General features: G+C 39.3%; 7 protein-coding genes. All 7 read right to left on the bottom strand.

Annotated elements, in window-relative coordinates:
- Positions 1 to 3,058 (bottom strand): preprotein translocase subunit SecA (secA, locus tag RAO94_04710; protein MDP8321633.1); only part of this gene is annotated, 3,058 nt, incomplete at its 3' end.
- Positions 3,059 to 3,142: 84 nt separating this feature from the next.
- The gene (locus RAO94_04715) at positions 3,143 to 3,358 is read right to left on the bottom strand and encodes a hypothetical protein (GenBank protein MDP8321634.1); all 216 of its coding nucleotides are present in this window, start codon (positions 3,356 to 3,358) and stop codon (positions 3,143 to 3,145) included.
- A 179-nt stretch (positions 3,359 to 3,537) separates the two neighbouring features.
- Positions 3,538 to 4,656, bottom strand: a complete 1,119-nt coding sequence (locus tag RAO94_04720; protein ID MDP8321635.1) for a pyridoxal phosphate-dependent aminotransferase — start codon at positions 4,654 to 4,656, stop codon at positions 3,538 to 3,540.
- A 138-nt stretch (positions 4,657 to 4,794) separates the two neighbouring features.
- Complete coding sequence (locus RAO94_04725; protein MDP8321636.1) at positions 4,795 to 5,823, bottom strand: zinc-dependent alcohol dehydrogenase family protein; 1,029 nt, start codon at positions 5,821 to 5,823, stop codon at positions 4,795 to 4,797.
- 39 nt (positions 5,824 to 5,862) lie between these two features.
- A complete protein-coding gene (locus RAO94_04730) occupies positions 5,863 to 7,917 on the bottom strand; it encodes a hypothetical protein (GenBank protein ID MDP8321637.1) in 2,055 nt (684 codons plus the stop codon).
- A 237-nt stretch (positions 7,918 to 8,154) separates the two neighbouring features.
- Positions 8,155 to 11,409 (bottom strand): T9SS type A sorting domain-containing protein, encoded by a 3,255-nt coding sequence (locus RAO94_04735; GenBank protein ID MDP8321638.1) that lies wholly within the window; start codon positions 11,407 to 11,409, stop codon positions 8,155 to 8,157.
- 36 nt (positions 11,410 to 11,445) lie between these two features.
- Positions 11,446 to 13,089, bottom strand: coding sequence for an immune inhibitor A (locus RAO94_04740; protein ID MDP8321639.1), 1,644 nt, complete (start codon positions 13,087 to 13,089; stop codon positions 11,446 to 11,448).
- Positions 13,090 to 13,191 lie beyond the last annotated feature (102 nt).

Genomic DNA, 13,191 nt, shown 5'->3' on the forward strand with positions numbered 1-13,191 from the left:
GTGGCTGCAATTTTTCTGTGCCTGTTCTGGCTGGTTGTGTCTGTGGCATTGCTCCACCAGCATTATTCAGAGCAGACTGGGCTTTTGCTTTCTCAAAGGCAGAAGTTCCTCCATGTTCAAGATTAATTTTATTCTGCAGCATTTCATACTGCTCTCTCGTTAAAATATAAACAGTAAATACTTTTTTGGTAACATTTTTATTTATATTAAAGATCAGAGTTTGAAATAGCAGGAAAGATTCCTTCTTATATTCAATCAAAGGATCCTTCTGGGCGTATGCTCTGAAGCCAATACCTTCCCGCAAAAGATCCATCTCATGCAAATGATCACGCCAGAGATCATCTACCACTGAAAGAAGTGAACGACGCTCGATTTCCCGCATTTGTTCAAAACCTAAAGTAGCTTCGCGCTTATCATACGCTTCCAGTACTTTTTCCAGCGTATTTTCTACCAGGTTTTCCAAGGTTATTGTCCTGATGTCTTCTGGTTTACAGGGTATATTATATTCATGGGATAAAAAACTGCATATTGCATCCAGATCCCAATTTTCATAATATTTTTCCGAAGCAGTAATTTCTTCAACTTTCTCTGTGATAGTCTCTCTGATCATCTCAATTATTTCATTTTTAAGATCATATCCCTTCAGTACGTTTCTCCGGTAGCGATAGATCACTTTACGCTGCTGGTTCATGACCTCATCATATTTTATTAATTGCTTTCTGATCTCAAAATTATAACCTTCCACTCGTTTTTGGGCATTTTCTACTGCTTTATTCATCCAGGGATGGGCAAGAGCTTCACCACTCTGAAAGCCAAACTTCAGCATCATTGGTGCAATCTTGTCTGATCCGAACAAACGCATTAAGTCATCTTCCAGAGAAAGATAGAAACGTGAAGTTCCAGGATCACCCTGCCTTCCAGCTCTACCTCTTAACTGTCTATCAATTCTACGGCTTTCATGTCTTTCCGTTCCAATTACATGCAATCCATCAATAGGCAATCCCAAAGGATATTCTTCAGTAAGGTTATGACTTAGCGATTGATACTCTGATTTTGGTTTACTCACCACTCCCTTACCAAGTTTAATATCTGTTCCACGACCAGCCATATTAGTGGCAATAGTCACAGAACCTGGTTCTCCGGCATTCTTTATGATCTCTGCTTCACTTTCATGGTATTTGGCATTTAATATTTTATGCTCTATTTTTTTACGAGAAAGCAACCTGCCTAATTTCTCAGAAACATCTACAGTTACAGTACCCACCAGAATAGGTTTACCCCGCTCATGCCAATACTCTATCTCATTAATAATTGCCTGATACTTCTCATTTTTGGTCAAATAGATCAGATCATTATGGTCAATTCGTGAGATTGGTTCATTAGTGGGGATCACCATAACTGGAAGATCATATATTTCCAAAAATTCTCCTTCTTCAGTAATGGCTGTACCGGTCATACCAGCTAGTTTATCATACATCCTGAAGAAGTTCTGCAATGTGATCGTAGCAAAGGTTTGAGTTGCTTCTTCTATGACACAGTTTTCCTTAGCTTCCAGAGCCTGATGCAAACCGTCTGAAAAACGCCTTCCTGGCATCATTCTTCCAGTAAATTCATCTACAATCATCACTTTGCTGTCCTGCACCACATACTCTATATCTTTTTCAAAAATTACGAAGGCACGCAATAACTGCTTTATGTTATGAAGTCTTTCATTTTTATCAAAGTAATCATCCTGAACCTTTTCTTTGGCTTTCACTTTCCCTTCAAAACTCAGGTCAGGATTATCATCCACTTCTGCCAGCAATTCATCAAGCTGCCGTAATACAAAGAGTTCTGAATTACGGCTGGACATAAATTCATTACCCCTATCAGAAAGTTCTACACTGTTATGCCTTTCTTCAACAAAATAAAGAAGTTCTTCGTTTATCAGATTCATTTTCTTGTCTCTGATATACAAATCTTCATAATCCTGTAATTGTTTCTTCAATTCACCCTGTTTCATTAACTTAGTAAAGGATTTGTTCTTAGGCGCTCCCCGATAAATTTTGAGGAGAAGATTTCCTATCTCATCCTGATCACGATCTGTTTCTTTTGCCAGTTCTTCCCGCAATCTTCCAACAAAGCCATTGATCAATATATTCTGTTTATCAACAAGCTGGCGGATCATAGGCTTCAATTCAGGATAAAAATTCTTGCTTTCTGAAACGGGACCACTGATGATAAGTGGCGTTCGAGCTTCATCGATCAGAACACTATCCACCTCATCCACTATGGCATAATATAATTTGCCCTGTACCAGTTGTTCTTCTCTGATTGCCATGTTATCACGCAGATAATCAAATCCAAATTCACTGTTTGTGCCATAGGTTATTTCGCACTTATAAGCTGCCAGTTTCTCATCATTATTCAATCCATTTATATTCACACCCACTTTCATTCCATGAAATTCAAAAATCGGTTTCATCCATTCGGCATCACGGCTTGCCAGATAATCATTCACAGTTATAAGATGACAGCTATGTCCCGAAAGGGCGTTAAGAAATAAAGGCATTGTAGCTACAAGGGTTTTTCCTTCTCCAGTTGCCATCTCTGCGATTTTGCCTTCGTGCAAAGAAATTCCACCAATTAATTGAACATCATATGGAACCATTTCCCAAACCTGCATTGTACCACGCACTTCAAATTCATTACCCAGCATTCTACGACAAGTATCTTTCACAATTGCAAAAACTTCAGGTAAATATTCTCCCAGGATTGTTTGTCGTTCCGTTTTTATCTGTTCGATCAAGATGTCTATCTGATTGCCATAAGAGGTTCGCTCTGAATCCTTTACAGCCATCTGATAATCACGCTGCAATTCATCCAGCTTTGTCTCAGAACCGGAGATACGCTCTTTAATATTATCTCTAATGGCATTTACTCGCTCTCGCAGTTCATCATCACTCAAATCAGCCAGATTTGGATATATTTCATGAATTTTATCTAAATAAGGCTGAACTTTCTTCAGTTCGCGTTCATATCTATCACCAAACAGTTTCAGCATTATATTCTTTAGCATTATAACTTCCCGTCTTTTAATATACTATAATCAGCATTTCTGTATTATGTGTCAATAACTTCAAGTTTTTTACTCTTCAAATATCTATGACAAAGTTTCCAGCCAGGATCGATAATCCTGAAGAAATCTTTTGGCATTTTCTCCGGTTAAACTCAAACGCCAGAATGAATCTCCACCCTGTACGTTTTGAAAATTTATCTTCAAGACCATTTCACCCAGCTCATCCATCCACTGACAAAACAGCACTTTTTTATAAGGAATCACGTATTCTTTATCATCATAATAACTTTTCATCTTCATTTCCCTCCAATTGGCAAACTTCTATTATTGTCTATCATGTCAATTATTTTCTACCTTACTAAGGTTCTAGTTTCAGGATATCTAATTTTATTATAACGTGAAATAATCAATAGAGAATAAAAAAAGGGACAAACAAAAGTTTGCCCCATCAGAAAAATGTTTTTTGATTATTTCTTAATTTACAGGCTCTTTGCCAGAATATCAAGTCCTTTCTCTAATTTAGCAATATCTAAAGCATAACTGATCCTTATCCAGTTTTTGCCATTTTGTCCAAAAGCGCTCCCTGGGATCACAATTACGCCATTTTGGGAAAGCTCTGCTGCCAGTTTGGTATCATCACCATCAATCTTGATAAAAAGATATGGTGCAGCATCAGGTGTGAGATATTCTATATGTGGCATTCTGGCAGCAAAATATTTCACTATAAAATCATAGTTCTTTTGCAATTGGGCTTTGATCTCATCAATCGTTGCCATCCCTGCTTTGCTTAAAGCTGTAATTCCAACTTTCTGAGAGATATAAGGAGCACAGGTGCTCTGATATTGATGAGCTACAACTATCGGTTTAATATATTCAGAAATCTTGCTTGCAGCCCAGCCAATCCGCCAACCCGTCATACAATATGCCTTGCTTAATCCTGAGATCACTATGGAATTATCATATAATTCCAAAATACTGGGCTGACGCGGGATAAAGGTCAATTCCCGGTATATCTCGTCTGACATGATCATGATATTCTTTTCTGAGCAAACATCTACCATATATTGCAGTTCTTCAAGCGTAAAGCATTTACTTAAAGGATTAGATGGATTGCAGATCACCACAATTTTTGTTTTGCTGTTTATCTGGGCAGCAAAGTCTTTTCGGTCAAGACAGAATCCCTTAGCAGGCTCAAGCCGGTAATATACTGGAATACCCTTATTCAGCTTAATAGATGCCTCGTATGCCAAAAACGTAGGATCAGCCAGCATCACTTCATCTCCAGGATTCACAAAAGCTGTAAAACATGAATGGATTGCCTCAGCAGCGCCGCAGGTTATGCACACTCCATCGATTTCAATCTCATTGTTATAATAATCAGCCACTTGCTCGCGAAATTCTTTCATACCAGCATTTTCCGTATATCGGCAGTTTTCATTTAATGCCACTTCAGATGCCCTTTTTCTCAATAATTCAGGAGTTTCAAACTGAATCTCTCCCAATCCCAGGTTTATTGCCTTTCCCTGTGCTGCTTCAAATATCTGTCGTATTATCGATTTCTGGACAGAATTCATCCGCTCAGCTTGCTTTAAAAGCATTTTACCTCCATGATAATATTTTTTGAACTCATAAATGGTGACCTTTTTATTCTGTCAATCATAATAAAAAATCACCACCTAAACAGAAATTTAGGAGGTATGTGTTAATATCTCATCTTGTGATTGAGAATCTATTTCTTATAAAAATGTAATAACCTTTGCTCCTATATTATTACCAGCTTTCAGCTCCAGTAAAGCCTCATTTGCCTTTCTCAGTGGATATTCCGTAACTGCTGGTATTAGTTTCATCGCGGCTGCAATATCCAAAAATTTCTGTACATCTGATATTGTCACATTCGCAACTGACTTGATCTCTTTCTCCTGCCAGAGATGCTCTTCATATCTGATCCGTAAAAGCTGATCCTGGTCATGATCTTCCTTGCGGATAGCATTGATCACAAGTCTTCCACCAGATTTCAGATTAGAGAGAGCTTCCACCACTGGTTTCCACACGGGGGTAGTATCTATAATAGCATGACACTGTAAGGGTGATTTTTCCGAAGTATCGCCTGCCCATTCAGCACCTAATGAAAGAGCAAACTCACGCTCAGCTGGATTTCGGGCAAATACTTGAAAATGGCTTTTCGGATATAGATATTGTGCCGTTTTAAGTACTAAATGTGCTGATGCCCCAAATCCGGTAAATCCCAGATAATCACCATCTGAAATATTGGCAAGCTTCAATGACCGGTAACCCACTGCTCCAGCGCATAGCAATGGAGCTGCTTGTATTGCAGAATAGAAGTCAGGGATTTTTACCGTAAAAGCTGCTTTTGCTGCCATATATTCAGCATATCCACCATTTACATCTCTACCGGTTGCCATAAATTCTGAGCAAAGATTCTCCAACCCATTCTGGCACCATTCACACTTTCCACAGGCAGAAAATATCCACGCTACTCCCACTATATCTCCAGGCAGAAAGTTATCTACATCAGCACCGGTTTCTATCACTTCTCCCACCACCTGATGACCAGGAATTACCGGATATTGAGGTGGGGGAGTGCGACCTTCTATTTCATCAAGCTCTGTGTGACAGATCCCGCATGCCTGCACCTGGATCAATATCTCATTCTTCTTGATCTCAGGCACTGCAATATCTACAAGCTGCAGAGGTGAGGTCTCTTCTTTCAGATCATATATAGCATCAAGTATCATTGCTTTCATTATAACACATCCTTTTATTTAAATCTGGTTCGATAATATTTAAAAGGTATATTTCACTTTCATATAAGCCTGCCGGTAATCTACAATATATTTCTCTTCGATTTCATCCTGGACGGTTTTGTAACCTAAATAAAGATAGCATTGATCTTTGAATTCATAGCTGAGATTGGAGAAGAAACCCAGGTAGGCTGTATGCCACTCTGTTTCACAATTATTGTAGCGTAAACCATTCGTGAGAGAAAAGCGATTAGAAAAATTTATGGTTAAATTCATATTTCCAATCCAGTATTGCTCATCTATCCCGCAGGAATCAGGAAAATCAAAATACCTCTGTCGCTGTGCTGAAAGGTTGTAGAAAATATTATTACTTATAGCTCCAAAAAAACTAAGACAATAATTATCTGTATCAGAATTTTGCTCAAGACTATAAATGACACTTTTCCCGGCATTATAACTGACACTTACGCCCAGCCAGTCATATTTCCAATAACTACCAGAAGTCCAGACATTATTCCAGTCAAAAATTGTACCGTTATATTCCTCTTTACCTAAGTTAAGATTCATATTGAAATTAATTTTCAGTTGTGAATTCAACCAGAAATTAATCCCGCCATTCTCCTCAATCATGTCTTTACTGCCATTATCAATAGCTTTATGATACCAGATACCAGAACCGAATCTTTGCAAGAAATCGCCTTCTGGTTCGCGATTATAAGAGATATTGGTATTCATAGCAGAGAAATTACAATTATAGACCAGTCCCATATCTGTATAAAAATCTTTGCTGCGACTGCAGCCAAAAATAGACCAGTCAAAATCGCCTTTCTCACCATTATACCCGCAATTAAATGTATATCCTTTTCTGTTTTCTTGCTCAGGACTATCTTTATATGAAAGATCAATTTCAGTCCATACTGTTTGATTTTGGCTGAATTCCCAACGTGGATTGATAACCAGAACTTCATTATGATATTCTTTGTTCATCCGGTTCAGCAGCGTCATCTGAATGTTTAAATTATTCCATTTTGGTTTGAATGCCAGCAGATTATACACATCATCACTATGCAGCACTTCACCATTTTCTTTCACTTCTTTATCCATGGCAGACATAAAGCCATAGGAAAAGTGTTCCGTATTACCGGTTAATTTCACAGCATAATTGGGCTGCCTGATATGTCGCGAATAAAATATATTATTATCAACGCCAAATACATCCAGATCCTCAATAAAGAAATACCTGTTTTCATAAAAACTGGGTTCATAGCGAGCATTAAAATTATTCTCTACCTCATCCATGGGAATATCAGAAAAGTCAGGATTAAAGCTCAGTTTTAGCTTAGTTCCTGAAGACGGATTATAGGAAAAATCGAGACCCACATTATCAGGATCAAAGGAATCTTCCTTTTCTACCAGATCATATTTTTTCACGAAGTAAGGAGCTATCTTATAGTTCTTGTTTTTGGCAATTTCATCTTTCAGGCAAACGTCATACGCTGTCCGGTAATAATCCTTACCCATCTCAATTGTGCCATAGGGAAGTGAATAAAACTCCTCTTCGACTTCAAAATAACGCGTCATGATAATTTTCCAGTTATAGGGCGGATTACCCCAAAACCGCAAATCCTTGAAAGGTATAGTCATCACGCTTTTCCATACATTCCCTGAAATAGTACTTTTGCTTTGATAATCGCTGTTCCAGCTTGTATCAATATTCATATCAGAGTTTCTGATGCAGTCATAATGATTGTCTAATGGAAAGGAATAGAACATATAGGCATAATAATTCTTGATATCAGTGATGATCTGAATCCTGAAAAAGTCAGAGTCCACCCATTCATCAGCAGAAGCCAGCCTGCCCTCTTCAAATTTATCATCAATTTCACATTCCATCAGCACATACAATTTTTCGCAGTCATGCCAGAGCCACACATCGGTCTGCAAAGGCACTGCCACAGAGTCATCTGGTGAAATCCGCACAAATCCGGTTAATCGATTTGTCTCAACCTGCAATTCTTCTGCAGAAAACGGTATCGTGAATGCAGCTAACCCGCAAGAAAGCATTATCAGTATAATAAATATTAAAAGTATTTTCAAACCTACCTCCAGATTAAACTAATCTCTGTTTCCATTTTTCCAGATAAAAAGTCAAGAATATTCTCCTGGTCTGACAATACGGACAAAATCAATTAAGCATTTCAATAAAATATCGAGATTAATGGGAAATAGATATTTTTATATGTCATCTTGGAGTTTGATTTGGATAAAAAAAGAGGGGGGGGCAGATAATAGCTGCCCCCCCCCCATAGTCCATTCAAAGGAGAGACGGACTAATTATTTCAAAAGGACTACCTTTTGAGTGTTGTTAGCAGTATCAGTATTGAAGTTCAGGAAGTAAATTCCTGATGGTGTATTCTGAGCATTCCAGCTGACACTGTGATTTCCGGCAGCCATCTCTTCATTAAGAATAACGGCTATCTTTTGTCCTTTGAGATTATAAACTGTTATCTTCACGTTCTCTGTCTGGGAGAGACTGAACTGAATATTTGTTACCGGATTGAAAGGATTAGGATAAATCGCATTCAGCGTAGTTACTTCCGGTAATTCCTCGATATTAACTGTGAAATCTATTTCATTAATAGTTCCACTGATCTCACTGCCGATCAGGTTTTGAGAATCAAGACTAATCCGGCAAATCTCACCATTTATAGGTAGAGCAGAAGCCAGAGCCATCTTGCTGCCATTTACGCAGGTGAGAGCTTGATCACTATTGAAGCTGATTTCTCTGCCTGTGAGATCTATATTAAGTTCGATCAGGAATGAATATAATTCTCCCTGAGCACTGATGATCAATTCAGTATCAACCTGAACAATTGAGAGTTCTGCTGCAGGATGAACATGAATTTCTCTTGCTTCAACCGGGAAGATATCGATTATACCAACGCTATACTGCAGTACAAGAGCAGCATCATAAGCATCCACATCCTGATCTCCGGAAACGTCTCCGGCAATCATCTGCCATGTCCAGGGAAGTGGAGAACCTACAGGATCCATTCCCACAGTGTATTGCAGTAGATTAGCAGCATCATAGGCATCTACTACTCCATCAGCAGTAACATCACCATAGAGTATGGCAATTCCTTCATTATATATCATGTTTGAGAATGCTGGTTCTGATAATACATCACCAAGATATTCTACGCGTACACAATATTCATAATCCCCTTCTACGCCTATCTGATCCCAGCTCGTATCTTCATACATAGTGTCTTGTAGGGATGAAGCGATTAATGTCCAGCTCTCAAAATTAGCTTCATCATCTGCAAAACCTCTAAATATGCTGTAACCCTCCATGCGTTCCAGACGATTTAAGGTTCCAGAGTCTTTGCTGAATTCATTTTCAACTATTGCTGAGAAAAGTGGTACTGAACATCCACGTGTCTCTGGTTCTCCAATATAAACATCATCGATATCCCAGCCGGAATAAGTTACAGAACTATCAGAACCAAAGTGGAAACGGAACATTACGTCTTCGCCATCATACATAGATAGATCAAAGGCTGCCATTATCCAACCGCCTGAAGTACCATTATAGCAGACTTCTCCATTTAAACCTACAGCAGTTCCTGGATAGCCACCAATAGGTTCGATGATTGTCCAGATTGCGCCTTCATCCAGCGAAATCTTCACATTACCACCGTCCCAGTAGTTTTCAATGTCATACCACTGATAGAAGATCAGTTGCGTTTCATCAGAAGGAATACCGATCACTGGAGTATAAAGTGAAGAGTTAGCACTGTTGGGGTATTGAGTATTAGGCCATGCACTCCAGCAATTATCTCCACTCCAGGCATTACCGGCATTACTGCCGTTTGCCCATTCCCAGCCAGCATCACCGACAAATTCACCATCATCAGCTTCAAAATCATAGAAAGTATTCAAAGCTCCTGAGGGTGAATGCCAGGTGATTTCGGCATTTCCAGATGGGTTTTCTTCAACATAAACATCATGGGCAGGATATATCATTTCTGTGATCATACCTTCGTAGATGACCACACTTTCCATAATTTCAATATTATCTTCCAGAGTGGCAAAATTCGTAAGCTCTGCTTCCAGATTATAATTACCTCTCCAGATGTTAGTGATCACACATTCACCGTTTTCATCAGTGACAGCCATATATTCCGGATAATTTCCATCTGGATCAGGCTCTGTAGCTTCCAGAGAAACTTCTGCACCTACCGGTATATCACCAATATTGGTCGTGAGTGTTACTTCCAGAGTGGCATACATATTTTTGCCAACCCAATTACTGAAGGCTGGACCAGACATGTTGTTATTGGTATAAACAGAGCGAACAGCATAGGTATATACTATACCATCTATCAGGTTAACCCAATCAACATCAGTATAGAGGATGTCGGGAATTATGGCGGTATTAACCTGATTCCACATCTCCCAGTTCGCTTCATCACCATATTCACCAATGAATACATTATATCCCATTAGTTCACGATCACGAGTGGCATTAATTCCACTTTGAACAGCGAATGGATTTGTATTATGAATTGGCATGTATTTAGCTTCACCCACTGACTGTGTTCCAACAGGTAAATTATGAGCATATTTGTCTATAGTTCCTTTATGCGGTGTGATATTACTGAAATCTGCTACTGGATTTTCATAGCTTACAGTTAACTCACGTCCAGAAGGACCTTGCACAATTGCTCTCAGCATGAAATCCTGATAAGTTGAAATAGTCCATGCAGTACCACCTGTAACGTAGTGTTCATAGCTTCTGCCCATAGTAGGAGTTGTTTCGTCAATTCCAATTCCAGCACAATCAGGATATACTCCACCTTGAGCATAACCCAGGAAGAATTCGGTTCCATCAACAGGAATTGGTGTATCAAAGGTAAATGGTACCCAGTAATAATCAGTAGGGGTAACTTCCACGCTGCCTAATAATTCACCAGGCAGTCCTGTGGCATCATCATAAGCCCAAACACAGGCGGTGAAAGGAGTCAAAATATTTCCAGCGGGCCAGGTTCCATCATAAATATGCATACTTCCACCAGTTACCATACAGGGTCCTCCCTGAGCAGTGAACCAGACTGATCTTTCATTTCCAGGATCATACCAGGCAGTAGCATTTTCAGCTACATCATCATCATAGATGATTTCATAGGGTGGATAGGCTCCCGGAGCTTCCCAGGTGAGATCACATTCAGTATCTTCCGGATTTACAACTGCCAGCACTCCAGATGGAGGATTGGCTTCCTCGTAGACCATTCCAGTATATGTGACCACATCTTCCAGAATATCAATATTATCAATTAAAGTAGAAAATCCTGGATATAATGCTGTCAGATCATAATTGCTTTTCCAGATTCCAATTATTGTGCATTCTCCATTTTCATCAGTTATTCCGCTGTATTCAGGATAATTGCCATCAGGATCAGGTTCAGTAGCTTCCAGAGTTATTTCTGCACCTGCAGGAATATCACCAACATTGGTAGTCAGCGTAACTTCCAGAGTGGCATACATATCTTTCCCTACCCAGTTACTGAAAGCAGCGTCAGAAAGCACTTCATTAGTATAAACTGCTTTAACTGCATATTCATATTAGCCATAAGGATTATTTACCCAGCTTATATCAGAGTAAAAGGTCTCCATAACACCTTCTCCAACCAGAGTCCATAGATCTTCATTTCCTTCATCTTCCAGCAACAGACTATAAACATTATAACCTTCTATTATCCTCAGAGGATTTTGCGGTGCGAGTGAAACTACTGGATGGAAGTTCGGATTATCGCTGCCTGCAACTTCACGTCCAGGCATACCGACAAAGACGTCATCAATATACCAGCCCTGATAGGTTACGGAACTATCAGAACCAAAGTTGAACATGAACATCACATCTTCACCCTGATAAGCACCAATCTCAAAGGTTGCCAGGGTCCAAACCATGCCATGACCATTAAAGCATTCTTCACTATTTAAACCATAGGCAGTTCCAGGATAGCCTCCCACTGGAGTGATCAAGGTCCAGCTTGTTCCACCATCAGTAGATATTTTTACATTTCCACCATCAAAAGTGGTCTCAATATCCATCCAGTGCCAGAATGTCAGCACAGCATCATCTGAAGGAATTGAAATTTCCGGGGTTACTAATTGGTAATTAACACTATTGGGATATTGAGCATTCAATGTGGTACCCCATACATTGATACCGCTATAGGCACCAGACATAGTGTCTGTACCCCATGCCCAGCCCATATTGGCTGTGAATTCACCATTATCATTTTCAAAATCCCAGAAGTTGGAAGCTTCTGGATCAGGAGCTTCCCAGATCACATCAACTACTGTATCTTCAGGATTCTGAGTTGCAACCACACCCATTGGTGGGAAGGCAACTTCGTTTACTATGATATCGCCCAGATCAGTATTTGTTTCACCAATCACTGCTTCGCCTACCAGTACTTCATAGCCTTCTGCTACAACTGTAATCTGATAAGTATTAGAAGAGAAAACATCCTCTATCAGGAAGTAGCCATCTGGATCTGTGATACCTTCATGAACTCCCATTCCGCTCAGAGTTACTTCAGCACCTCCCAGACCAATATCCGGATAATCGGAACCTACTACACGTCCAGTAACTTCCACATCTGTAGCAGGAGTAAGATAGAAATCCTGGTTAGTTGTCTCATCTGCTACTATTACCACAGTTTCAATATCTTCACTGTGAGCAAAAAGAGTTGCATGAGCTTCATATGTACCTTCAAAGAGTCCCGGGAAGTTGTAATGTCCACTTGCATCTGTGAAAGTATGAACTCTTTGTTCTATTAGATCAATCAGTACACCTTCCAGAGGTTCATTTGTAACTTGATTATAGGCATATCCTTCCAGGGATCCCAGTCCGCTTATATTAATGAACATCATCGTATTGGGATTACTGCTCAAATAATTGATGGTTGTAGGTGGGTTATAAGGATCATAATCATCTGAATCACTCTGTGCCCAGATGCAGCGGTCAGTATACTGAGTATCTGTATAATAGAAAGTATCTCCTGTACTGTAATACTGGGTATCCATCACTCTTTCCACAAATACGATCACATTTTGTCCTTCATAAATGAAGGGCTCAATAAGATCAACCATGATCTCATTAATGCCAATTGGAAAATCTAAGGTGCCACTAAATACCTGTGTCATATCAGTGGCAGGCACCCAGCCACCACTCAAATTATCTAATGTAGTGTTCTGCATCCAGATATTGATCGGCATGTTAGCCCATCTTTCGACTTAAAGTGACATATTTGATCATTATTTCATCGTAAGTTATTGTTATATAGTATGTCGTTATCTAAA

The sequence above is a fragment of the Candidatus Stygibacter australis genome (assembly GCA_030765845.1).
Lineage (GTDB): Bacteria > Cloacimonadota > Cloacimonadia > Cloacimonadales > TCS61 > Stygibacter > Stygibacter australis.